The 25,413-nt window shown below is 33.9% G+C and carries 20 protein-coding genes and 2 pseudogenes; 15 read left to right on the plus strand and 7 right to left on the minus strand.

Going from position 1 to position 25,413, the window contains the following annotated elements:
- Position 1 precedes the first annotated feature (1 nt).
- The gene (locus FP432_RS02080) at positions 2 to 1,057 is read left to right on the plus strand and encodes a carbamoyl phosphate synthase small subunit (RefSeq protein WP_265489211.1); all 1,056 of its coding nucleotides are present in this window, start codon (positions 2 to 4) and stop codon (positions 1,055 to 1,057) included.
- A 4-nt stretch (positions 1,058 to 1,061) separates the two neighbouring features.
- Positions 1,062 to 4,229 carry a carbamoyl phosphate synthase large subunit gene (locus tag FP432_RS02085; protein ID WP_265489212.1) on the plus strand — a complete coding sequence of 1,056 codons (3,168 nt, stop codon included), beginning with the start codon at positions 1,062 to 1,064 and terminating at the stop codon, positions 4,227 to 4,229.
- A gap of 71 nt (positions 4,230 to 4,300) precedes the next feature.
- On the opposite strand, the gene FP432_RS02090 is transcribed toward FP432_RS02085, so the two are convergent.
- On the minus strand, positions 4,301 to 5,992 hold the full coding sequence (locus FP432_RS02090; protein WP_265489213.1) for an Rqc2 family fibronectin-binding protein: 1,692 nt from the start codon (positions 5,990 to 5,992) through the stop codon (positions 4,301 to 4,303).
- A 254-nt stretch (positions 5,993 to 6,246) separates the two neighbouring features.
- On the opposite strand from FP432_RS02090, the gene FP432_RS02095 reads away from it, so the two are divergent.
- The 5 genes from FP432_RS02095 (at position 6,247) to FP432_RS02115 (ending at position 10,222) form a co-directional block, all read left to right on the plus strand.
- Positions 6,247 to 6,657: a MarR family transcriptional regulator gene (locus tag FP432_RS02095; RefSeq protein ID WP_265489214.1), complete on the plus strand. Its 411-nt coding sequence runs from the start codon at positions 6,247 to 6,249 to the stop codon at positions 6,655 to 6,657.
- 86 nt (positions 6,658 to 6,743) lie between these two features.
- Positions 6,744 to 7,628, plus strand: coding sequence for a DegV family protein (locus FP432_RS02100; protein ID WP_265489215.1), 885 nt, complete (start codon positions 6,744 to 6,746; stop codon positions 7,626 to 7,628).
- Positions 7,629 to 7,695: 67 nt separating this feature from the next.
- Positions 7,696 to 8,694, plus strand: coding sequence for an asparaginase (locus FP432_RS02105; protein WP_265489216.1), 999 nt, complete (start codon positions 7,696 to 7,698; stop codon positions 8,692 to 8,694).
- Between the two features lie 24 nt (positions 8,695 to 8,718).
- Complete coding sequence (locus tag FP432_RS02110) at positions 8,719 to 9,291, plus strand: TetR/AcrR family transcriptional regulator (protein ID WP_265489217.1); 573 nt, start codon at positions 8,719 to 8,721, stop codon at positions 9,289 to 9,291.
- A 79-nt stretch (positions 9,292 to 9,370) separates the two neighbouring features.
- Positions 9,371 to 10,222: an N-acyl homoserine lactonase family protein gene (locus FP432_RS02115; RefSeq protein ID WP_265489218.1), complete on the plus strand. Its 852-nt coding sequence runs from the start codon at positions 9,371 to 9,373 to the stop codon at positions 10,220 to 10,222.
- A gap of 57 nt (positions 10,223 to 10,279) precedes the next feature.
- Here FP432_RS02115 and FP432_RS02120 read toward each other — a convergent pair whose 3' ends face one another.
- From FP432_RS02120 to FP432_RS02135, 4 genes and pseudogenes are all read right to left on the minus strand, one after another.
- On the minus strand, positions 10,280 to 10,624 hold the full coding sequence (locus FP432_RS02120) for a DUF2255 family protein (RefSeq protein WP_322555886.1): 345 nt from the start codon (positions 10,622 to 10,624) through the stop codon (positions 10,280 to 10,282).
- A gap of 34 nt (positions 10,625 to 10,658) precedes the next feature.
- Positions 10,659 to 11,591 carry an aldo/keto reductase gene (locus FP432_RS02125; RefSeq protein WP_265489219.1) on the minus strand — a complete coding sequence of 311 codons (933 nt, stop codon included), beginning with the start codon at positions 11,589 to 11,591 and terminating at the stop codon, positions 10,659 to 10,661.
- 10 nt (positions 11,592 to 11,601) lie between these two features.
- A complete protein-coding gene (locus FP432_RS02130; RefSeq protein ID WP_265489220.1) occupies positions 11,602 to 12,009 on the minus strand; it encodes a MerR family transcriptional regulator in 408 nt (135 codons plus the stop codon).
- 88 nt (positions 12,010 to 12,097) lie between these two features.
- Positions 12,098 to 13,130 (minus strand): annotated as a pseudogene (locus FP432_RS02135) (alcohol dehydrogenase catalytic domain-containing protein).
- Between the two features lie 260 nt (positions 13,131 to 13,390).
- Between FP432_RS02135 and FP432_RS02140 the strand changes: the two are divergent.
- Both FP432_RS02140 and FP432_RS02145 read left to right on the plus strand, forming a co-directional pair.
- Positions 13,391 to 13,801 (plus strand): annotated as a pseudogene (locus FP432_RS02140) (cyclophilin-like fold protein).
- 10 nt (positions 13,802 to 13,811) lie between these two features.
- Positions 13,812 to 14,699 (plus strand): alpha/beta hydrolase, encoded by an 888-nt coding sequence (locus FP432_RS02145; protein WP_265489221.1) that lies wholly within the window; start codon positions 13,812 to 13,814, stop codon positions 14,697 to 14,699.
- Between the two features lie 56 nt (positions 14,700 to 14,755).
- Here FP432_RS02145 and FP432_RS02150 read toward each other — a convergent pair whose 3' ends face one another.
- Together FP432_RS02150 and FP432_RS02155 are read right to left on the minus strand one after the other, a co-directional pair.
- Positions 14,756 to 16,120, minus strand: a complete 1,365-nt coding sequence (locus FP432_RS02150) for an FAD-dependent oxidoreductase (RefSeq protein WP_265489222.1) — start codon at positions 16,118 to 16,120, stop codon at positions 14,756 to 14,758.
- A 74-nt stretch (positions 16,121 to 16,194) separates the two neighbouring features.
- Positions 16,195 to 16,578, minus strand: coding sequence for a VOC family protein (locus tag FP432_RS02155; RefSeq protein WP_265489223.1), 384 nt, complete (start codon positions 16,576 to 16,578; stop codon positions 16,195 to 16,197).
- 165 nt (positions 16,579 to 16,743) lie between these two features.
- Here FP432_RS02155 and FP432_RS02160 point away from each other — a divergent pair, with 165 nt between their 5' ends.
- From FP432_RS02160 to FP432_RS02185, 6 genes are all read left to right on the plus strand, one after another.
- On the plus strand, positions 16,744 to 17,595 hold the full coding sequence (locus FP432_RS02160; protein ID WP_265489224.1) for a patatin-like phospholipase family protein: 852 nt from the start codon (positions 16,744 to 16,746) through the stop codon (positions 17,593 to 17,595).
- Between the two features lie 97 nt (positions 17,596 to 17,692).
- Positions 17,693 to 17,923, plus strand: coding sequence for a hypothetical protein (locus FP432_RS02165; protein ID WP_265489225.1), 231 nt, complete (start codon positions 17,693 to 17,695; stop codon positions 17,921 to 17,923).
- Positions 17,924 to 18,096: 173 nt separating this feature from the next.
- Positions 18,097 to 19,782 (plus strand): acetolactate synthase AlsS, encoded by a 1,686-nt coding sequence (alsS, locus tag FP432_RS02170; protein ID WP_265489226.1) that lies wholly within the window; start codon positions 18,097 to 18,099, stop codon positions 19,780 to 19,782.
- Between the two features lie 20 nt (positions 19,783 to 19,802).
- Positions 19,803 to 20,519 (plus strand): acetolactate decarboxylase, encoded by a 717-nt coding sequence (budA, locus tag FP432_RS02175; RefSeq protein ID WP_265489227.1) that lies wholly within the window; start codon positions 19,803 to 19,805, stop codon positions 20,517 to 20,519.
- Positions 20,520 to 20,689: 170 nt separating this feature from the next.
- Positions 20,690 to 24,832 (plus strand): mucin-binding protein, encoded by a 4,143-nt coding sequence (locus FP432_RS02180; RefSeq protein WP_265489228.1) that lies wholly within the window; start codon positions 20,690 to 20,692, stop codon positions 24,830 to 24,832.
- A gap of 98 nt (positions 24,833 to 24,930) precedes the next feature.
- Positions 24,931 to 25,224, plus strand: coding sequence for a type II toxin-antitoxin system Phd/YefM family antitoxin (locus FP432_RS02185; protein WP_265489229.1), 294 nt, complete (start codon positions 24,931 to 24,933; stop codon positions 25,222 to 25,224).
- Positions 25,225 to 25,413: the final 189 nt, after the last annotated feature.

A 25,413-nucleotide genomic window follows, 5' to 3' on the forward strand; every position in this document is an offset into this window, starting at 1 on the left:
CATGAAACGCTATTTAATTTTAGAAGATGGGTCAGCTTTTAGTGGCCATCCGTTTGGCGCTACCACTACTTCTACTGGCGAATTAGCAATTCAAACTTCTAATTTTGGTTATCAAGAAGCAATCTCAGATCCTGCTAATTTCGGTAAAATTTTAACTTTTACTACTCCCATGATTGGTGGTAGTGGAATTAATCCAATCGATTATGAATCAATCGATCCCAGTGTTCGCGGAATCATTGTAAATGATATTGCACGACATATTTCAGCTAGTGCAAGCTTTCAAGACCTCGATCAATTTCTAAAGGAGAAAAGAATTCCTGCAATCTATGGAATAGATACTAGAGCAATCGTTAAAAAATTGAAAAAAAAGAGAGCAATCAAAGCTTCCTTGATGGATACAGACGATGATCATGCTTTTGATCAAATCAAAGCATTAGTTCTACCTAAGAATCAAACTGCACAAGTTTCTACAACACATGCATACGCAGCACCGAATGTGGGGAAGACAGTTGCCGTCATTGATCTTGGTTTAAAACATTCTTTATTGCGTTCACTTTCATTACGAAAAATAAATAGTGTAGTCTTGCCATATAATGCTTCCATTTATGACATTACCAATATCAGACCGGATGCAATTGTTCTTTCAAATGGGCCTAATGATCCCAAAGAATTAGAAAATATCTTAAAACCATTATTAGATAATTTTTATGGAAAATTACCAATCTTAGGAATTGGTCTGGGCTTTTTATTAATTAGTAGGTATCTAGATTTTGATTTAATTGACTTAATTCCAGCATACAATGGGAGTAATTATCCAATTATTGCTTCAAATACCAATAATATTTACCAATCAGCTATTAATTTAGGAAAACTTGTTGATCCTAATAGCATATCCTTATCCTTAAGCGAATTATTTTATGACATTAAATCTAATCTTGTTGCAGGTTTTGTTGATAATAAAAACAAGATCTTAACGGCTGCTTTTAATCCTGAAGGATCTCCAGGAAATTTTGATGCGACTGTAATTTATGATCGATTTATAGAGATGATGGAGTAATAGAATGCCACTACATAAAGAAATTAATAAAGTGCTGATTATCGGAGCAGGTCCAAGGGTGGTTGGAGAAGTAATGGATATGGATATTCTAATTGAACAAGCGCTAGATGCCTTAGTTGAAGAGAATATTCAAGTAGTTTTAGTAAACCCAAATCCTGCAACTATTGAAACTGATCCGCATAAAAATGTAAAAGTATACCTGGAGCCACTAACTATAACTTTTCTAAAAAGAATTATCCGGATGGAAAAGCCAAATGCTCTTCTTCCAGTCTATGGTGGCAAACCAGCACTTAAATTAACCAATCAACTTGTTCGTGATGGAATTATTGATGAGATGGATATTGAATTGCTTAATGTTAATAAATTAAGTTTGAAAATCCAAGATCATAAAACTTTACACGACTTTTTAGAGGTCAATAACTTACCCGTTGCTAATCAGTGGATGTTAGATAATGATGCAGATACGATTGAGAAATTGGCATCTGCGCACTATCCTTTGCTCTTAACAAAGAAACAGAAGTATCGACCTGATCAGCATCATAGTTTAAATAGCTTTGCCGATGTTAAACAATATTTTGAAAATGAACAAAAGCAAGAGCATTTTGACTGGCATAATTACCTCCTAAATGAAGATCTTTCTTCTTGGGAAGAATTAATTTTTAATGTAATTCGTGATAATCATGGTAATTATAATTTCTTTAATAATATGGGAAGTATGGAACCAGTTGGTATCACAGCCAACGACTCGTTATTAGTTAGTCCTATCTTAACCAGAAATAATAACCAAATTCAGAAATTACGTAATGCAGTGAAAAAAATAGCCAAACTACTGCATCTCCATGGTACTTTAGTTGTTCATTTTGCTGTTAAACAAGAAGAAGATAACTTTCTTTATAAGATTCTAATGGTTAAACCTCGTTTAACTGAAACGACTTTATTAGGATACCGAACTGGCATTTACAGTATTGGTTATATAAATGCCAAAGTTGCCTTAGGTTATAATTTAAATGAAGTGATCGACCCGCAGTCAAAGTTAAACGCGGTTATTGAACCGGTAAAAGATGCTATTGGCGTTAAATTACCATTCTGGTCTTTTGTTGAATCTGGCTATAATCATTATCACCTTGGAACACAAGAAACTTCAGGAGGAGCGGCTTTAGGAATTGGTCGCAATTTTGAAACAGCATTTTTAAAAGCTATTCATGCATCTACGAATTTTTCAAATAATAAACGAGTTTGGCAAAAGGAATTCGAAAAAGATAGAGAGAAAATATTATTAGATTTAAATCATCCACAAGAAAGTCATTTGATTACTTTACTTGCAGCAATCGCTAATGACATAGATTATCAGACAATCCATGATAATCTTCACATCCATCCGATTTTTCTTCAAAAATTTACTCATATTGTGATCTTAATTAAGGAACTGAAGGAAGAAGAATTAACTCCCCATTTATTACTTAAAGTTAAGAAAAATGGTTTTTCTAATAAGCTTATTGCATCTCTAACAGATAAAACTGAAAAAGAAATCACTGCGCTCCTTGAAGAAAATAAAATTTATCCGTCCTATTTGGAAATTGATGGTACAGCTGGTATTGAATCCCCTAAAGTTAATGCTGTCTACTCAGCGTATGATGTGCAAAATGAAATCGAAGCTATTGATACGCAAAATAAATGTCTTATTTTAGGTTTAAAACCATTTCAAGTTTCTCAAAATGAAGAATTTGATTACATGCTTTATCATGCGGCAAAAACTTTAAAAGAAAATGGTATTAGTCCGATTATCTTGTCCAATAATCCTGAATGTATTTCAAATTCGTATGATGTCTGTGACCGTATTTACTTTGACCCGATCACATTAGAAAACATTTTAGCAATTGCAAGAAAAGAAAATATCCATTGTGTACTTACACAATTTTCAGGGAAACAGGTAAATCAATATCGGCAGCGTTTATTAGATCATAACATTCAAATTTTGGGTCAAGAAAATCTTTCTGAAATGTTACATCAACCATTTACTACACTTTTTGAAGCTAAAAACTTTAAGCATGTACCATTCTTATTGAGCAAAAATGAAAAAGAAATTCTTGATTTCGCCGATAAGTTTCATTTTCCAGTATTAATTGGGGGAATAAATAATCATAAAAAGAGTAAATCTGCTGTAGTTTTTGATTTACCGGCTTTAAAACGTTATATATCAGAAAACGAATTAGACCAAATTTCAATTTCTAAATTTATTGAAGGCGAGAAGTATGAGGTTACAGCTCTTTCAGATGGTAATAAAGTGACAATCCCTGGAATAATCGAACATTTTGAACAAACTGGTTCGCATGCTTCTGATTCAATTGCTGTCTTTAAGCCACAAAATTTAACTCCTCACAGGGAGCGGCGATTAAAAGATGCAGCTCTCACGATTGCTCATAAATTACATCTAAAAGGGCCAATTAATTTACACTTTTTATTTAAAGATGATGAGCTTTATTTACTTCAGGCTAAAACTTATGCAGGTCATAACGTTGCCTTTTTAAGTAAATCTTTACATACAAACATTGTGAAATATGGCACTGAACTTTTACTAGGAAAAACATTAAGTGAACTTAATCTCCAAGAAGACAGTTGGTCAACAGATAGTTCGTTAATTCATATCAAAATGCCTGTTTTCTCTTTACTTCGATATCAAAGTGAAAATACTTTCGATTCAAAAATGAAAACATCAGGAAGTGTCATTGGAAGTGCAAAAACGCTTCCCACAGCACTATATAAAGGATATGAAGCAAGTGATTTAATTATTCCTTCTTATGGTACTGTCTTTATTTCAGTACGTGATCAAGATAAGGAGAAAGCCATTAAATTGGCAAGACGCTTGCATAAGTTAGGCTTTAATCTTTTAGCTACTGAAGGAACCGCGACCACCTTAGCCGAAGAGGGAATTACAACTGGTATTAGTGCCAAAATTCAAGAAGGAAATCAGAGTTTACTTGAAAAAATTGTGCAGCATAAAATTAATATGGTAATCAATGTTAAGGATCTTTCCGATTCAGCAAGTCATGATGCAATATTAATTCAGGATGCTGCCTTGAGCACTCATATTCCTGTCTTTTCTACCATGCAATCTATCGAAGATATAGTATTGGTATTAGAAACAATGGCGATGTCAACACAACCTTTGTAATTTTTAAGTTAACAATAATTTTATTATGTAAACTAAATAACCTAGCTATCTTATCGATAGCTAGGTTATTTTTATTTTATTCTTTTTTTCAAAATTGTTTCTTCATCAGGTGTTACTTGAATAGATTTTTGTCCTGTATAAATTACAAAGCCTGGTTTAGCACCGTTAGGCTTTTTAATTCGTTTAACTTGAATGTAGTCAACCGGGACATGAGCAGAATGTTTAGCCTTAGAATAGTAAGCTGCAATTTCTGCTGCCTCTCTAATATCTGTTTCACTGGGATTATCAGACTGGAGAATGACATGAGACCCTGGAATATTTTTAACATGGAACCAATAATCCTTTTTATCAGCCTTTTTAAGAGTTAACCAGTCATTTTGATAATTATTTTTACCAACTAAAACTGTTTTACCATCACTTAGTTTAAATGTATTGAGTGATTTTTCCGTTATCTTCTTTTTACGACGATGAGAGGTTTGCTGCTTTAAATAACCTTGGTTAGTCAACTCATCAATGATGGCATCAATATCTTGGGGATCTGCATTATCAATTGCTGTTTGAATTGAATCAAAATAATCTAAATTCTCTTTCGTAATTCTTAATTGCTCATTTATATGCTTAATCGAATTACGTAGTTTTTGATACCGGGTAAAGTATTTTTGAGCATTTCGAGCAGGTGAGAGAGCAACATCTAATTTAATCTTTAAGTCTTTATTATTTTCATAGTAATTAGGCAAGGTGATTTCTTGCATACCTGGTTTGACTTGATGAAGATAAGTATTTAATAGTTCTCCTTTAATGCGGTAACTTTCTGAATTTTCAGCTCGATCTAACTCTTGATTGAGTTTAATTATTTTCTTTTCTAATTTTTTTCTTTCATTAGAAACAATATTTTCAATACGTTTTGCTTTTTGACGGACCCATTCCCGTTTTGCTTGTTCTTGGTAAAAATCTTCCAAAGCCTCATTCACATTGGTATTAGAGGAAATAAGTTGAAGATCTAAATGATAGGGAAGATAAATGAAAAAACGATCCTTATGTTTCTGTGTTTGAAAGACGTAACCCTTCGGATGATCAAACTGGTCAAAAAATGTTTTTAACGAAGAATAAGAATAATCATCTTCAAGATAACCAGTAAATTCTTTGCGGTCATCTCCATCTAAACCGTTAAAACGTTTAGCGAGATCAATTGGTTCAGGGTAAGTTTGCTTAAGCTGATTAAATTCTTCTTCAGTAAGCTTTAACCCGTTTATACCCTCAGTTAGTGGAGGCAATTCGTACTTGGCATGAGGTAATAATAAGCGCGCTCTATTTTCATCAGGGTTAATTCTTTTCAAAAGGTCAATAATTTTATTATCAGTTGCATTATAAAGAATTACATTGCTATGTCGTCCCATCAATTCAACTGATAGAATTAATTGCATTTCATCGCCTAGTTCATTACGGTTGGAAAAATAAAAATTTACTATGCGCTCAACTCCAACTTGTTCAATTTTTTGTAAAATTGAGCCTTCCAAGTATTTGCGTAATACCATTACAAAAGTTGGTGCAACGTCAGGATTAACGATTGTTTCAGTAGTTAAATAAAAACGTGGAGTTTGAGCATTTGCCGAAATTAAAAGTTTCTTATTTAGTCTATCTTTTCTAAAATTTAAGATTAAATCTTGCTCAAAAGGTTGGTAAATCTTAGTTAACTTTCCCTTTTCTAAAGTAGGAGAGAGACTAGTGAGTAAACTATGAATAAATAAACCATCAAAAGCCATTTTCGTATCACCTCAAATAAAATTCTATCTTACTAATTATACTATTTCTCGCCATAATCATAAAATCTCATATTATTGTTAAAGCATTCACAATACATTGATAAAAATTCACAAAGTTGAGTAAAATTATTGTTTTGGTCTACTATTTGAGCTACAATTAACTTGTTGTTTTTTAAAACCAATGATATACATAGCTTTAAGCGCTACTATCAGAATTTTCTTATGTGTTTCACAAATGTTGAATAGGAGAGAATATGGATATCCTAACTTTTAATTTAGTAGAAGATAAAATTAAGAAAATTATCTATCAAAAATGTGGTTTAAATCAATCTCAAACTCGCTTATTACTTTATTTTGATACAAACAATAATAAGAAGCTTTCTATGGGACAGTTGGCTGCAGAACTAAATATTTCGCTATCCACTTTAAGTAGACAAATTAACCAAAAGAAAACACTGGAATTAGTTGATTTGGAGCGCTCAAAAATTAATTCTACAAAGATGCTTTGTTTAAATGAAAATGGTTTAAAAAAAGTGACGCAATTGACAAAATTACTAGAGGATATTCAATTACTTCTATTAAATGCTTGGGGTAAAGAAGAATTGGCTCATTTTCAAAAGCAATTAAACAAAGTATTAGTAACTTTAAGTGAAGAAGTATCTTAAAGCGCTATGTTTAAAAAATATGGTTAACTATGGTAGAATTAGTTTAATTAATGATTAAACTAATATATTTAAGGTAGGTTTTTGTAGTGAAAATTGCTGTTGTTACTGATAGTACGAGTGACCTTACTTCGACAGAATTAAAAGAAAATCCAAATATTACTGTTATTCCACTTCCAGTCATTATTGATGAAAAAACTTATTTAGATAAAGTGGAAATTGATGCAGAACAAGTTTTTGAATCACAAAGAAATGGTTCGTCTTTCCCTAAAACTTCTCAACCAGCATTAGGTGAATTGTTAGAGTTATTTGATAAGCTTCATGATGAGGGATATGAGGCTATTATTGCTATTCCTTTGACTTCAGCAATTTCTGGTTTCTATAATTCATTAGTTAGAATTGCAAAAGATTATCCAAAATACAATTTACATCCATTTGATTCTGGGATGACTGTTCGTTCTATGGGAATGATGGTACTAGCTGCTGCGCGAATGGCACAAAATGGTTTAGATGTAGATGAAATCTTTAAGCGACTTGAAATGATGCGTGATTCAATGGGCGTTTTATTCGTTGTTGATGATCTTCAAAACTTAGTTCATGGTGGTCGTTTAAGTAATGCAAGTGCTTTTATTGGAACTTTGTTAAATATCAAACCATTATTAACTTTTGATAAGAAGACTTATGAGATTAGAAGTTTTGATAAAGTACGCTCGTTAAAACGTGCTATTAAAAAGAGTGAAGAACTAGCATTTAAACAAATTGCAGAGTCGCCATATAAAGATAAATTGCGCTTCTCAATTTATAACTCTAATGACGAAAAGCAAGCTGGAGAAGTAGCTGATAAGTTCGAAGAAATGTATCCAGATGCAACAGTCGATCGTCAAACTTTTGATGCAATCGTAGCTACTCACCTTGGTGAAAAATCTCTAGGTATTACTTGGATTCTGGACCCTGATAAAATGGATTTAAATTAACACTAAACCAGAGCTAATGAGGATTAGTCCTGGTTTTCTTTTTCTTAAAAAGTACTAAGGAGTAAAAATGGCAGAAAAGAGACTTTTATTATTAACTACTGGAGGAACGATTGCTTCAGAAGCTTCAGAAGCTGGCTTAGTCCCACGTGAATCTGGTCAAAGTTTAGTTGAACGCTTAGAAAAGCTGCCTTTTGACATTGATGTGAGGGATATTTTACAATTAGATTCTTCTAACATTCAGCCTGAAGAATGGCAATTAATTGCTACTGAAATTTATGACAATATGGATAAGTATGATGGAATTGTTCTTTCACATGGGACTGATACCATGTCTTATACTGCTTCCATGCTTTCTTTTATGATTCAAAATGTTAAGGTCCCAGTGGTCTTAACAGGAAGTCAGGTACCAATTAATGTTGTTTTAAGTGATGCTCCTGATAACCTCCGTTTAGCTTTCGTCGCAGCTGCCACTTGTAAACCAGCTATCTATTTAGCTTTTGATCGAAAAGTAATGCTTGGTTGTCGGACAGTTAAAGTAAGGACAATTAACTTCGATGCTTTTGAAAGTGTAAACTTACCTCCAGTGGCTACCGTAACGTCAGACGGCTTAGTATTTAATACAAATATTTCGCTTCCCCAAAGAAATAAAGAATGTTCATTAAAAACGAACCTTGAAACACAAGTATCTCTAGTTAAGTTATTCCCAGGATTTGATCCTAATTTATTATTTGCGATGGTTGATGCAGGGTGTAAGGGAATTGTTATTGAAGCATATGGATTAGGTGGCATGAATTATATTCGGCGTAACCTGGTAGCTGCCATTGGAAAACTAATTGCTCAAGGTATTCCAGTAATTACTAGTAGTCAGTGTCTCTATGAACGTAGTGATTTAACTCGTTATGAAGTGGGACGTCTAGCCTTGTTAGAAGGTGCAATTAGTGCCCATGATATGACCTCAGAAAGTGCAATTACTAAATTAATGTGGGGCTTAGGGCAAAGAATGGATGTTCATCAAATCGCTCGTTTATTTGAAACTGATCTAGTAGGTGAAGTTACCTTAGAATAGTATTGATAATTAAAAGGTTAGAAAATGAATCCTTATCAAGTTAATCTAAATCTTCCTCCTAATTACACCAAAGCACAAAAAGATATTCATCAAGCTGCAATTAATTTTTTAGCTAAGAATAGTGAAGAAGATTTAACAGTTTCAAAATTATGTAAAGTAGCAAAGATTTCGCGTAGTACGTTTTATTTAAATTATGGGTCGATTTATGAATTATTAACTGAGATTGAAGACGAATGGCTAAAACAATTACTTGATCTAGATCATGAGCTAACAAATTCAGAAAGAAAAAGTTGTACAGACTTTAGCTATTTTGCACAAGTACTAGATTTTATTGATGCTAATTTAAGTTTTGTTAAAGCCTTTTTGATTAATAATTATAATTTACGACTAGTAGAAAAATGGAAAACTGCCTTAAAGCAGCAATTCTGGGATCGCTTAGGTAAAAAAGAGATCACTTCCCAACAAGATTTTGTCTTTGAAGTAGTTGCATCGACCACAATTAATTCTTATATTTACTATGCTAAACACGGAACTTTGATACCCAGACACGAAATTTATGCAATAATTGCAAAAGTGCTGAAATTTCTCGAGGACTAGACAAATTTTAAAATATTGTCCTGTTAGTTTGATTTTTGACTTCTTATAATTAAAATAACTAATTTAAGGAGTGATAACTATGACTAATCAATATAAATTACATTTACTTCATACTGGTAAAGTTCGCATTGAACCCGAATTAGCTTTTGGTGGTGATCATGCTAGTTTGGCTAAAGCTTCAGGTTTTTCTTTAAAGCGTTCTCCTAAGATTTGGCTACCAGTTTCAGTATTTTTGATTGAATCACCACACGGCTTACTTTTACTTGATACTGGATGGAGTAGAAGTATGAGCCCGAAAGGAGAATTTGATAAAAAAGCTCAAATTAAATCTTTAGGTTCTCGGATTCTTTATCATGTTAATCAGGGTGTGGTACCTTATGGAGAAACTGCTTCAGAACAATTAGCACAAAAGGGTATCCAGCCTAAAGATATTCAAGCAGTTATTATTTCTCACCTTGATTGTGATCATGATAATGGCCTTGAACAATTTAAAAATGCAAAACGAGTTTTGGTTTCAGAAGAAGAATATGAATATGCTTTAAAACATCGAATTCGTTTCTATAAAAAATGGTGGTCAGATCTTAAAAACTTAGATCTATATCAATGGAATGATACTGAAGGTCCATTTAAGCAATCTTATGATGTTTTTGGTGATAAAACTGTTAAGTTAATTAACATTCCTGGACACACTGCGGGGCAAGTAGCTACTAAGATTACTAATCCTGAGACAGGTAAATTTATTTTGTACGTAGGAGATGGTGGCTACGGTGAAAAGTCTTGGAAGAAGATGATTACCTCTGGAATCTCCATGAATAAAGATTGGCAAAAGAGATCATTAGAATGGATTAGAAAACAAAGTCACGATCCTAATTGCAAAGGAGTGTTTGCTTGCCACGATGCCAACCTAGAACCAATGACAATTGAATTTTAAACATAAAATATTAAAAAAAGCTGCCAAGTTTTAAGACTTGACAGCTTTTTAATTATTTTAGTTTTTAACTAACTCAACAGTAGCATTAGCACATTGATCTGAAATCATCATATCAATGGGATATTGGCCATGATATTTTTCTAAATAAGCTTTTGTTACTTGTTCTTCTTCATTTTTATTATTGACTGGAAGATATTTAATTTTGACAATTTGTCCATCTACTTCAATTTGACCACCATTTTTAATACCTTCCTGATACCATTTACTTTCGCGTCCTTTTCCCGCACGTAGGTAAACACGGTCGCCAATAGTTACAGCCCAAAGAGGATTATCTTGAAAGGGTTCTTTATTATCATTATAAGGTTGATTTTGAATTGTAGTACTTTGATTAATTTTATCAATTCATTCTTTAGACCAAGTCATTATATCTTCTCCTTTATTCGTTCATATCAGGTTCCCAACTACCAGTTGTATTAACATTAATTTTATCAGCGATTGCTTCTAATTCTTTAATTTCTGCTTCAGTTAAACGAGTGGCTACAACTTGCGCTGCATCTTCAACCTGATTAACTTTAGTCACCCCGATAATAGGGAAAGTACCTTTTGAAAGAGCCCAAGCCATAGCCGTTTGAGCTGCAGATAAATCGTGCTTTTCACCAATTTCCTTTAATTTATTAACTAAATCAGTTAATTCAGGTAATTTGTCATTGTAAACTTGCGCACGGACACTACCAGCAGGGAAGAGGATATTTACGTTATATTTCCCAGTTAGAGCTCCTTGCTCTAAAACCATATAAGCAAAGAATTCTAAGTTATTTTCTTTACAGTAATCTAGGATGCCAGCTTTTTCTGAGCTACGGTCTAATAAACTCAAATGATTTTGAACTGCATCTAATTTAAATCCTTCTTCAGCTAAGATTTCTTGAACTCTTTTAATTTCACTTAAAGTATGGTTAGAGACACCAATGTGTTTGATTTTTCCTTCTTTTAAAACTGGTAAAAGATCATGTGTCCATTTTTCAACATCTGCATCATTATGAATCCAGTAATAATCAATATAATCGGTTTTTAAACGCTTTAAACTTTCATCAAGCATAGTTTGAACCGGGTTAGTTGTAGCAGGTGCCATTTGAGGGGTAAATTTAGTAGAAATTGTTAATTCTTGACGTGGTGTGTCTGCCATTAGGTCACCTAAGATTGTTTCTGAACCACCATTACCATATGCAGTTGCAGTATCAAAAAAAGTTAATCCTTTAGCAATAGCTGCATCATATACCGGTCTAAAGTGATCTTCATCATAACTATTACCAAAGTAACTATTGTTATCTCCCCAAGCCCAAGTTCCAAGGACAATTGTGTTTTGTGTCATAATTATTCTCCTAATCATCTAAAATTTTATATTCTTCAAAATAGTTCTTATTTTCTTTGATTTCACCAGATTCATAAAGTGAAATCTTATGCTTTAATCGCTTAATTGAACGATTAAGATTTTTCTTTTTATCTTCTAACTCTTGTAGTTGTTCTTTTAAAAGATCTTCACGAGCAAGGAGAGTGCTATCTCCTTCACGTAACATATCTGCATAATCAATCAGTTTTTCGATAGGAACACCTGAATGTCGCAAGCAGACAATCATTTCAATCCAGCCTTGCATGCCTTCATTAAAGTAACGATTCCCATTACTTTTCCGTGGAATAGGGGGTAGTAAGCCAATTCGCTCATAATAACGAATGGTATCTGGTTTAATATCGTATTTTTTACTAATTTGGGTAATAGTTAAATCTGCCATTGCTATACCTCCTAAATTTAATGTACTACTTAGAGTTAACTCTAAGTCAACAATTATAATTAAATATTTAATCACCTTATAATTACTATTAATCAATTTTAAGATAAGATTTAATTGTTTTCCGATCAGCCATATCTTGATAAGCATCGTTAATCTCTTCCAGAGTATAAGTATGAGTAAAAACTTTTCCTGGATTAATTCTGCCTTCTAAAACGGCTTTAAGTAAAATTTCTTTATCATAAGTAGTAACGGATGCAGGTCCACCTGCTAAAGCTTTATCTTGATAGAAAGTTTGTGCAGGATCAATCTTACTTCCATGAGGCAGACCGACACGGCCAATAATTGAGCCTGGACGACCTACTTGCAGTGCTTCTTGAGTTTGATTGTTCAGTTCCCCCACATTCTAAGACAGCATCAGCACTACCATTTGTAGTTTCAAGTAATTGCTTAATTCCTTCATCACCACGTGTAGCGATATTTTCAGTTGCACCAAATTCACGAGCTAAAACCTCACGATCAGCATGACGACTAGTTGAAATAATGCGATTAGCTCCGCGCATTTTAGCTGCAATAATTGCGCAAAGTCCAACAGCTCCATCACCTAAAACAATTACAGTATCGCCTGGTTTTACATTGGCTACTCGGGCAGCATGATAGCCAGTAGCCATTACATCAGCTAAGGTTAAAAGAGATTTTAACATTCCTTCACTATAATCTTCAGGTTTACCTGGAACCTTAACTAATGCCCATTGACCGTATTTAAAACGTAAATATTCAGCTTGAAAGCCATCACTCCAATTATCGTTGTGACTCATGCATACGCCATCAAAGCCAGCTAAACAAGCACGACAGTGACCGCAGCCATGGGTAAAGGGCACAATAACAAAGTCGCCTGGTTTCACACTTGTAATATCTTTACCCACAGCTTCGACAATTCCCAAAGCTTCATGGCCAGAATTAATTAAACCCTTTTCGGGAACATCATGATAAGTCCATAAATCAGACCCGCAGACACAAGTGCGAACTACACGAATTAAAACATCTTGATCATTTTTAATTACTGGTTTGTCTACTTCAACGAGTTCAATTTTGTTATTTAGTTTAAATTTAGTACTTTTCATATCTTTTGCTCCTTTGTTTAGTTTAAGGAACAGTTTACTACCTTGAGTTAGCTCTAAGTCAATATTTTTATTTATAGTTTTTGAGAATAGTTTTTAATAACAAAAAGGCATTTTAATTCGGAGATAGTAAATGTTACAATCTCTTCAAAACAATTATTTAGGAGGAAAAAATGAAAAGAATCAAGCTTTTGCTAATTGCTGCTTGCATATTATTTTTAGCTGGATGTAGCACACATGGATCCCATTTACAAAGTCATGAAATGGTAAATACTGGAAAAAATAATAGTAAAAGCGAGAATAAAAAATTGACAAATTTAAAAATTACGATTGATGGCAAAATTTTAAATGCACAGTTAAATTCAACGGCGGCAGCTAAAGAGTTTAAACAAGAGTTACCTAAAACCTTAACTTTTACTAGTTTTATGAGTAATCCCGAAAAAATGGCAGATTTAAATCATTCTCTATCTTTAAAAGGGATGAGTACCGGCGAGGAAGGTAAGGCGGGTGAAATTGGTTAGTGGGCACCTGATAGAAGGATTATCTTTTATTATGGACACGTCGATTATTATCCAGGTATTCATATTATTGGTAAATTTACAACTGAAGATTATCATAAAGTAGTAAGTAAAATGAAAGATAATACTAAAGTAAAAATAGAATTAGCAAGATAAGGAGAAGAGTATGCAACACAAAAGCGCTAATATTGTCGCATTTGTAATATTGTTGATTGCGATTATTTGTGGATGTTGGTTTGCATTAAGCCAAAACAACCAGAACCAACAGGTGGTTACTAAGAAAATTACATATAAAAATGTCCCAACTTTCTTTTTTCATGGTTGGGGGAGCAGTTATCATGCTGAAGAAGATATGGTGAATGCTATTAGAAATGCGAAAGTAACTGATAACGTGATTCGCATCAATGTTACTAAAAATCAAAAAGTAATTTTCCATGGTCATTTAAAAAAGAATGCTAAAAATCCAATCATTGAAGTAAACTTTGATGACAATAAGTTAAATGCCTATCGGGGTAATTATGCCGATGGCTATAAAGATTTAGGAGCTAAATACGTCAAAGCAGCAATTATTGCTGTTAATGAAAAATATCATTATAAAAATATCAATATCGTAGCTCACTCAATGGGTAACTTAGAAACAGCTTATTATTTTGAACAATATCCTAATTTACAAAAGAAATATCCAGTAGATCATTTTATTTCGATTGCTGGCCACTACGACGGTATTATTGGTGAAAATGATAGTCAAAATAGATTAAAACTTAATGCCAAAACTGGTAAACCAAATATTATCCAACCAGAATACCGTGGACTTTTGCCTTTGCGCCAGACTTTCCCAAGAAACACTCGTGTGTTAAACATCTTTGGTAATTTGGAAGATGGTACTAATTCTGACGGGGATGTTTCAAATAATTCTGCTAAATCACTGAAATACTTGGTTGCAGGTCGTGCAAAGAGCTATCGGAACTTGATGATTAAGGGGAAAAATGCGCAACATAGTAAATTACATAATAACCAAGAAGTAAATAAAGCGATTATTAATTTCTTGTGGTAACAAAAAGTCGTTGCTTTTAGGGCAACGACTTTTTATGGTTCAAATTATTCAATTATTTAGAATCTTGCTCGACCTAAAGCATGTTGAGCAGCTAAATTAAGCAAACTCCATTGACGATCAAATCCTGGTTGGAAGAAGAAGTCTTGTTCTGCCAAGTCTTCAAGAGTCATCTTATGACTAATTGCTAGAGCTAGAACATTTCCTTGAGTAGTAATATCATATTTAGATAATACTGCACCACCTAAAATCTGATGGGTAAGTTGGTTAAACGTTAAACTTACATAAACTTCTGGATTATTTGTACTTGGTACATAAGCTGGACGCATAGAATCTTCATAATAACTTTCTGCATGATCAATTCCTAATTTCTTAGCAGAAAATTCATTTAATCCTGCGGTAGCAAATTTATAATCAAAGAAACTTAAAGCTGATGCACCCACAACTCCTTTGAAAGGATACGCAGGTTTTTTATCAAATATATTATTTACAATATATTGAGCTTCACGTCTGGCAGTAGTTGCCAAAGCAATTGGCATCTTTTGATTGGCGGGAATGGAGAGAGGCTTAATTGCATCCCCAATTGCCATAATATCTTCATGATTAGTACGTAAATAAGCATCAGTTTTAATAAAACCACGTTCGTCTAAATCAATTACGTCTTTAAGCCAAGCAGTAGCAGGTTTTACACCAGCAGCAATTACTACTAAGTCGGCATCAACGTCTCCGTTGTCAGTTTTAACCTTAGTTACAGTCTTATCACCTTCAAAACCAAGAATTTTTGCTCCCATCTTAAGGTCCATATGTTCTTCAAAAATAGGCTCCAAAATATGAGTGAATTTTTGATTTAAATAAGTTTCAAGTGGGTGATCAATCATATCCATTAAAGTTACATGTTTGCCAGCTTTAGCAAATACTTCACTCGCTTCAGTACCGATATACCCCGCTCCGATTATTGCCACATTTTTAATTGCGGGATCGTTAGCAGCATCTTTGAGTTGGATTGCCCAATCACGACCACGCATTAAATATATATTACCTAAATCATTTCCCGGAACTGGCAGAGTCTGCGGTTTAACACCAGAAGACAAAATTAATTTGTCATAGTGAACATCTTTACTGGTATCAGTTTCTAAATCTTTTACTGTTACTGTATGTTTATCTGGATCGATATCAGTCACTAAATGATTGGCATAGATATGACCACCACGTCTTTCAATATCTTCAGCTTTAAAATTACGGACATCATCACGATGAGTTACTTTATCTTCTAGGTATAGTTGCATTCCGCACGACATAAATGAAATAAAGTCAGCTGCTTCATAAACTGTTACATCTACGTCGTCATACTTATCTAATAATTCAATGGCAGATTCATGACCGCCATGAGAAGCTCCGACAATAACTACTTTGCGTTTATCCATTGGAAAAACCTCCTTAAATACAATCACCATAATTTTAGTTTAGGAGCTTTTCCGGCAAAATAAAAATTATTAGCTTAAGAATAGGAACATATCTCTACTAAATTTTGATCAGGATCTCGTAAATAGATTGATTTCATTTCTCCTTTAGCACCATGACGAATAACTGGTCCTAATTCAAGCGGGATATGTTTGTGTCTTAGTTCTTGGCATACTTCTTCAAGAGAAGAACTGGTTTGAAGGCAAAAATCAAATGCACCGGCAACTAAATTCTTAGCTACGATTGAATTAGAGCTATTAGTTAGAGGCCGCAATTTGATTAAACTAGAACCAATTCTAAAATTGATACTCCCATTATTTGATTCAATTAGCGGTAAATTTAAAGTATCTCGATAAAAAGCGATGGATTTATCTAAATTAGCTACTGTTATGACAAAGTGATCGAGATTAGTTAGTTTCATTCGAACATACTTCCTTTCATAATAAAAGATTATCTTTAGTTTAATTAAATTAACTAATTGATCAAATAAAGAATTACTCACTTTTATAAAGAAAAATATTACCTTAATTGTATTTAGTAAGTTAAAATAAACTATATTTACAGTAAAGTAAAGGAACATAAGATTATGAAAGAAAAAACTTCATTAGTTTTAGAAGGTGGAGCAATTCGAGATATCTTCACAACCGGTGTCTTGGATGTTTTTTTAGACAATAATATTACATTTGATCAAGCAGTAGGTGTTTCAGCTGGGGCTGCTTTTGGAGTAAATTATAAGTCTCATCAACCCCAAAGAGCCTTGCGTTATAATAAACGCTTTGCTAAAGATGATCACTATGCTAGTTTAAAAAGTTGGCGCAAGACTGGGAATCTTTATAACGTAGAGATGTGTTACCACATTATTCCTGATTTGATAGATTACTTTGATTATGATGCCTTTGCCAGAGATCCCATGGATTTTTGGGTATGTGCAACCGATATTCAAACAGGAGAACCAACTTTTCATCGCTTGATTAGTGGTAGAGGGGAAGACATGAATTGGATCAGAGCTTCAGCTTCAATCCCAGTTTTTGCTACTCCAGTTGAAATTGATGGGCGTACTTATTGGGATGGTGGCGTTAGTGATTCAATTCCAATTGATTTTTTTCCTCGCTTTGGTCCTACCAAGCAAGTTGTGATTACTACGCAGCCTCGTGATTACCGCAAGACTCCAGGTAAACACCAAAGACTTTATTCGCGAATTTTTAAAGACTACCCAGCTGTTAAGGCAAGAGTTTTGAATCGGGCTAATGATTATAACCACACTTTAGAAAAAATGCTGGAATTAGAAAAAGCTGGAGAAATGTTAGTAATTGCCCCACCTGAACCCTTAAAAGTCAAAACCTTTAAAAATTCTCCGCAAGCAGTGCAACATATTTATGACATTGGGGTTAAAACTGCTTATAATAATCTTCAAAAGATTAGACAGTTTTTAAACTAAGAAGTAGAACTTCTATTATTTGATTGCTACGCTGATTCTTTTTATAATTTATATGAAAGTATTATTAATGAATCTTCAAGAAAAGGAGTTGTGAATTATGAGTGCAAATGAAAAGATTATTGCATTAGTTAAACCAGAATACTTAGAAAAAATTCCTAAGATGTTTCGTAAGCATGCTATGGAAGGAACTTGCAATTTAATCGCTCATGAACATGCAAGCCTTTATGCGGCCTTTGAAGGAGAACCTAGTGCTGCAGATAAAGAAGAAATGACCAAATTAGTTAATGGCATTTTTGAGCAAAGAATGAAGAAGCATAAATTCTTATAAATTACCTATTTGATCAATGAAAGCATATTTCACTTTAAAGAAATATGCTTTTTTATTTCTTAGATTAAAAAACAACTCTGATTACACGTTAAACAATAGCTTATTTAACTATATTGGTGTTACAATAACATAGTTAGCTTAAGTAAGTATTTAATAAAGAAAGAAGTAGGAAAATGGAGAAAAAATTACATGGGGCAGATATCATTATCGATAGTCTAAAAAAACATAAGATCGATATGGTTTTTGGTATTCCAGGAGCTAAAATTGATCGGCTTTTTGAAGCATTAGATGGGAAAGATAGTGAAGATGCACCTGAATTAATTGTTACGCGTCATGAACAAAATGCGGTTTTCATGGCACAAGCTTATGGTCGTTTAACCGGTAAAACAGGAGTAGCTATTTCAACTTCAGGACCAGGAGTCGGTAATTTAACCACTGGATTAATGACTGCTAATGCCGAAGGAGATCCAGTTTTAGCAATTGGTGGTCAAGTTCAACGTAAAGATCTTTATCGTGCTACACACCAATCAACTCCTTCAAGAGCATTAATGAGTCCAATTACGCAATTTAGTGCTGAAATTCAAGATCCTAATAATATTTCAGAAACAATGGCTAATGCGATTGAAGCTACACAAAACGCACCTAAAGGAGCTGCTTTTGTCAGTTTACCTCAAGATGTTGATGATGCTGTCATTACTGAAAAGCCACTTCCAGTTTATCCTTATCCTAAGATGGGGCCAGCAGATCCAAGAGACCTTGAAGAAGTAGCAAAATTATTGAATAAGAGCAAATTACCTGTAATTCTTGTGGGTCAAAGAGCAGGGGATGAACGTTCTACTGAAGCTTTACGTATGTTACTTGAAAAATTCCATTTTCCTGTAGTTGAAACTTATCAAGCTGCTGGAGTAATTTCCCGTCAATTAGAAAAGCATTCTTATTTCGGTCGTGTCGGTTTATTCAGAAACCAAGTTGGTGACCGCTTATTAGCAGAAAGTGATCTTGTCTTAGCAATTGGTTACGATGCAATCGAATATGAACCTCGTAACTGGAATAAAGAAGGTAAGCTTCAAATTGTTAACCTCGATACTGTTCCAGCCCAACTGGATAATAATTACACACCAGTAATGCAATTAATTGGTAATATTGCAACTAGTTTGGTTGAGTTAAACAAGATCTTAGAAAAAGAAGATTATCATTATCCTGAAGCAAGTGCACAAAGATTAGCAGAGTTTAAGCAGGATCTAGATCAAGAAACTAAATTACCAGTTCATCAAGAAAAAGAAAAATCAGATCCATTAAATATTGTTGAAGCCCTACAAAATAACGTTAACGACGACACCATTGTTGCCTTAGATGTAGGATCACACTACATTTGGATGGCACGCTACTTTAGAGCATACCAGCCAAGACATTTACTTATTTCTAACGGAATGCAAACTCTTGGAGTTGGTCTGCCTTGGGCAATTGTGGCTGCTTTACTATATCCTGAGAAAAAGGCTGTTGCAGTTTGTGGTGATGGTGGCTTTATGTTTTCTGCTGCTGAACTTTCAACTGCCGTTGAACATAATCTTAACTTAGTAACCATTGTTTGGAATGATGGTGGTCACTACGATATGGTTAAATTCCAAGAAGAGTTAAAATACCCTCAAGCAGCCGGAGTTAACTTTGGTCAAGTTGATATTGTTAAGTTTGCTGAGAGTTTTGGTGCAACAGGGATGCGCGTAGAAAAACCAGCTGATTTAAATAAGGTTTTGGCCAAAGCCTTTGCCACTCCTGGCCCAGTTGTGGTAGATGTGCCAGTTGATTACTCTCATAATAAAGAATTAGCTGAACACTTAATTGATAGTCAATTAGGTTAATGAAAGGTGAGATGATAAGAATGAGAACTTTATTTGAACATGGTACTCTAGCTACTTTAATGGCCGCTAATTTGGATGGAACCATTACTTTAGAAGAATTATTAAAGCATGGTTCCCAAGGATTAGGAACCTTTGTTGGGCTTGACGGGGAAGTTGTTATACTTGATGGCAAAGTTTACCAAGCAGTTTCAAGTGGTAAAGTAAATGAAATTACTAATATGAAGCAAAAATTGCCTTTTGCCTCAGTTCATTTTCCAAAACCCCAAGAAAAAATTGAATTAGCTAAGGCTAATTTTGAAATTATAAATAAAGAGTTACCAGAAAAGTATGAATTACGTAATGTCTTTGCCGCATTAAAATTAGATGGTACTTTTCCTTTAGTTCACACGCGAATTGCTGCTAAACAAGTTAAACCTTATCCAAGTTTATTAGAAGTAGCACAGGATCAAGCAGAATTTACTTACGAAAATCTCAAAGGTACGATTGTTGGCTATTATGCGCCAGAAATTTTTAACTCAGTAACTGCAGGTGGTTGGCATTTACACTTCATTAGTGATGATCGTCAAGTTGCGGGTCACTTACTTGAGTTCCAAGGACAGAATTTAACTGGTAATTTGGAAGTCTTTGATACTTTTGAGCAACATTTCCCAATTGAAGATCAAGAATTCAGAAGAGGTAATGTAAATCTTGAGACTTTAAAAGCTGATATTGCAGCATCTGAAGGAAATAACGATTAAACACAATAACACATACAAAAACCGACCAGGTGATATCCATTTGGTCGGTTTATTTTTATCTCAAATTTTTAGGAAAATTTATTATATTAATATTTTATAATTCCATAGAATTAAATAACGTATTATGCTATACTTTAGTCAAATGTTAATGTATACAAAAAGGATAGAGTATGGAAAATAAAAATAAAACAAAAAACAACAAAAAATTAGTAACCAGTGAAACAACCCAACATTATTCTATTCGTAAATTTAGTGTTGGGGTAGCTTCAGCATTGATTGGAACAACTTTATTTTTAGGGGCTAACAGTCAAAAAGTTCAAGCTGCTGATAATAAGCCTACTGTTACAGAAGAAAGTAACTCTCAATTAGCTTCAGGTAAAGATAATTTGGACAGTAAAAGTGACAATCTGTCAGGAAAAGAACAAGCTCTTGTTGCGCCTTCTAATGAAAAGAAGGATAGTAATGCTACTAATCCATCCGTTGAAGGCAACGAGACTAATGAGCAAGTATCAGCATCAGCACAAGATGATATAGCTAAACAAGAGTTAACTGGTGATACGAATGGATCAGGTAACCTTGATAAGCAACAATTGAGTCATAAGGCGACATCAATAAATACCGATTCAAATAAGTTTGAATTAACTTCAACTATTACCAATAATGCTGATTATGATGATAAAAACATCTTTGTAGTTACAGTATTGCCTAATACAAAAGATGGTAAGAGTGAATTTAACACTCACTTAACCGGTCCAGTTGAAGTCAGTGGTAGTGAAAATGCTGAAAATATGACAAACTGGTATGTCACAGGAGAAGCTGGCCAGTCATTAGATAAGTTGCTCATTAAAGACAGTGAGGGTAATTATGTTCCAACTAAAGAGGCACTTGAATCAGCTACTGTTGAAGGCTACTTTAAAGTAAAAAAGTGGAAACAAGCTGATTGGGATAAAGTTACCGCAGTTATTACCACTGTTGATAGCTTAAAGAGTAAATCAAACTTGACCATTCATTTGCATACTTATGATCCAACTGTTGAAACCGATGTTAGCAAAAATGCATATATGTCTCAAGCTGTAATGGATTCAACTTCTTTTAAGAAGTTACGTACTGGAAGAACTATTAATTTTGTCAATGGTGCTGATAAAAGTTTAGGATCACAAAAGCAATCCATTAACGATGTTGCAATCTATCACACCAATGCTGTTACTGGAGATATGGTTGGGGATACTGTTTTAGAAAAAGGTTTACCAGGATTTGAAATTCCAACATTTGATGGCTATAACTTTAAAAGTATTTCTGGTGGGAATAATGAGTTTTGGCAAGACTATAATCCTGATAATCCAACAGAGATTCTGCCAATAAAAACTATTAAAAACTTACAAGATGCTAAAGTAAGTACACGCACTGGATATGCCCAAATTCCAAATTATACTATTACAGTTATGTATGATACGGTTACAGATAATACTGCTTCTAATGCGGGCCGCAATACTAATGCTTTGACTCTGTTCAATATGCTTGCTGCAGTTCCTCAAACACCTGATCAAGTAGAGCAACACACTTCAATCATCAATCCTGGTGATAGTAATAGTGCCAAGTTAACTGTTGTTGGTAAGCAAAAGATCAATATTAGTTATATTGATGACACTGAAGGCAAGCAGCTTGGTCAAACTGATTCAGTTGAAGGTTTACCTGGTGAAACGGCAGCTTATTCTACAGCAGATCGAATTAATGAATATAAGAAACAAGGCTATGACTTAGTCAGTGATGGAACTAAGTCTCCAGCTGGTCAAAGTACTTTAATTTACGATAATGACTATCAAACTGATCAAAACTTTGAAGTTCACTTGAAGCATGACACTAAACCTATTGACGATGATAGTACAGTAACTGAAACCATTCACTATATCTATAAGGATGGTACTACTGCAAGTCCTGATAAGGTTCAGACTATTAACTTTAAACGCACTGGTACTAAAGATCTTGTAACTCAGGATGTAACTTGGAATCCAGTTGATCCGCAAACTTTTGCGAAAGTAGATTCTCCAGAAATTACCGGTTATACTCCTGATCTTCCAGCAATCGATGCAATTACAGTTAACTTTGGTGATTTGAACATTGAAAAGACTGTAACTTATACTGCAAATGATCAAAATGCGAAGATTACTTATATTGATGATACAACTGGTACTTCATTAAAGAGTGAAGCTGCCAATGGTAAGTTTGGCGAATTAATTGAATTTCCTACTGATGTAGATAATCAAATTAAAGCCTATGAAGATAAAGGCTATGAATTTGTTTCAAATAACTTTGAATCCAATAAATATCAAGCCGATAATGCCAAAAATGTCTTCGAAGTTCATTTAACTCATGGTTATACCACTCCTGAAATTACTGTGCGTCATGCTACTTGGACTATCAATTATGTTGGTAGCGATCATAATCCTGAATCTAACCACCAAGAAGTGACCTTCACCCGTACTGTTTATACTGATAAGGTAAATAATGAAGTACATGATTCTGGTTATGTACCAGATAACCAATTTAAAGATATTAAATCTCCAGCAGTAGCTGGCTACAGCCTTTACAATCCAGCTGAAAATGCAGTTGTGCACCAAGATACCAAATTAGGCGAGAACGATAGTGATATTCATTACGTAACTACTGTGCCTTACGTGAAAGACCGACCAGGTACTGACTTACCTGATCCAATGGAAAGTCGTCAGTCAACATGGACTATTCACTATGTTGGGTTAGATAAGAACCCTGAGGATGTAGTTCAAACTGTCCACTTCATTAAGGAAGGTGACAAATTTGTTCCTACTACTAGTTTTAAAGATATTGATTCACCTAAAGTTGATGGTTACGATGTTGATATTCCAACTGCTCATCAAGATACTGTTTTAGGTAAGGATAATACTGATGGTAATTTTGAAACCACAGTAATTTATACCAAACCTAGCCAATTCGTTGATACTGATACTCCAGTCGAAAGTCACCGTGCTACTTTAACTATCAATTATGTTGGTACTGATAACAATCCTAAATCAGTAGTTCAAACTGTTTACTTCTTTAAGAAGAATGGTAAATTTGTTCCAACCGGCAATTTTGAAGATGTAGTTTCACCTGAAATCAATGGTTATCGAATTTGGCAACCTAAAGATGAACCAACTAAATATATTAACGTTCATCAAGATACTAAACTTGGTGAAAACGATACTGATATTGATTATGTAGTTGATGTACCTTACGTAAAAGATGAACCAGGTATTGATTTACCAAACCCTGTAGAAAGCACTAGTCAAACTTGGACTATTCATTATGTTGGTCTAGACAAAAATCCAGAAGATAAAGTTCAAACTATTCATTTCATTAAGAAAGGTGATAAGTTTGTTCCCGTTGATTTTTATGAAGATGTAACTTCACCAGAAGAAAAGGGCTACAATGTTGATACTAAGATTGCAAAAGCTGAAAATGCTAAGGTTTTACCTGATGGTAATCTTGAAACTACTGTAATTTACACTAAGCCAGTTGCACCTATCGTTGATACACCAATTGCTGGGGAAGGTATGGTCCCACCCGAGGTCTTTGAAAATCCAGAAGCACCGATTCCTAATATCTACATTGATACCCCAGGCATGGAAAGTACAGATCAAACTTGGACCATTCACTATGTTGGTTTAGACAAGAATCCTGATGATGTTGTTCAAACTATTCATTTCATTAAGAAGGGTGATAAGTTTGTACCTATTGATTCTTATGAAGCTATACCTTCGCCAGAAGTCGCTGGTTATGATGTCGATACCAAGGTTGCTCACGCTAAAAATGCAACGGTACTCCATGATGGAAATCTAGTAACTTTTGTTATCTATACCAAATTAAATACTTTTGTTGATACTCCACCATTAACTGACAAGAAAGTTCCAAAGGATCCTGATCCAGAAATTAAGATTCCCGACGAACCAACGCCAGTAAGACCAACTCCAAAGGTACCTCAACATCCAACTCCAAACAAAACACCAGCTCCTGTTCCTGATCCAATTCCAGATCCTAAGCTAATACCACGTAAGACGCCTTTAACCCCTGATGAATATGCACGAAGTAAAGCACAAACTTTAGGTTTTGATGTCAATAAGACACGCCCTGAAAAACAAAATAAGGCTAAAGTAATTCCTAAACAATATCTCGACAATCGTTTCTTACCCCAAACTGGTAAAAGAAGTTCTAGTGCAGATTCAATATTAGGTTTAGCTGCTCTAAGTCTAAGTGGTTTAATGAGTCTAGCAGCGACTAAAAAGAAAAAACATAATTAATTGATAAACTAAAAACACCTAGCTCTAAAGGAGACAGGTGTTTTTTCTGTAGACGTAATTGTGGACACATAGTATACTTAAACTAAGAGGTGAAGAAGATGGACTATATAGCTAACCAATTAAAAGCTGTGACTGCACGAGATTTGCGAAATAACTTTAAAAAAATAGCTGACGACATCAGTGAATACGACGATACTGTAGTTGTAGCCAGACCAAAGAATAAAAATGTAGTTATTATTTCTGAAAAACAATATAATTCATGGATGGAGACAAACTATCTTTTGAGTAGTGAAGCAAACAGAGCTGCCTTACAAAAATCAATCAAGGAATTAAAATCTGGAAAGAGTAAATTACTTACTCCTGAAGAATTTAAACAATTAAATAATGACTAAGTTAAATATAATGTTCACTGCTTCTGCTTGGAAAGAATATATTGAATGGAAAAAAGAAGATAAAACATTCTAAGCTAAATAGTGAATTAGTTATCCGACGGGATAATTAATTCACTATTTTTTATTCTCTTGTAGAATTTAAGTAGTAGTAAAACGATATGTCAAAGCCTTTTTAGACACTTGATGTCG

Origin of the sequence: Lactobacillus sp. PV034 (assembly GCF_014522305.1) — a bacterium.
Lineage (GTDB): Bacteria > Bacillota > Bacilli > Lactobacillales > Lactobacillaceae > Lactobacillus.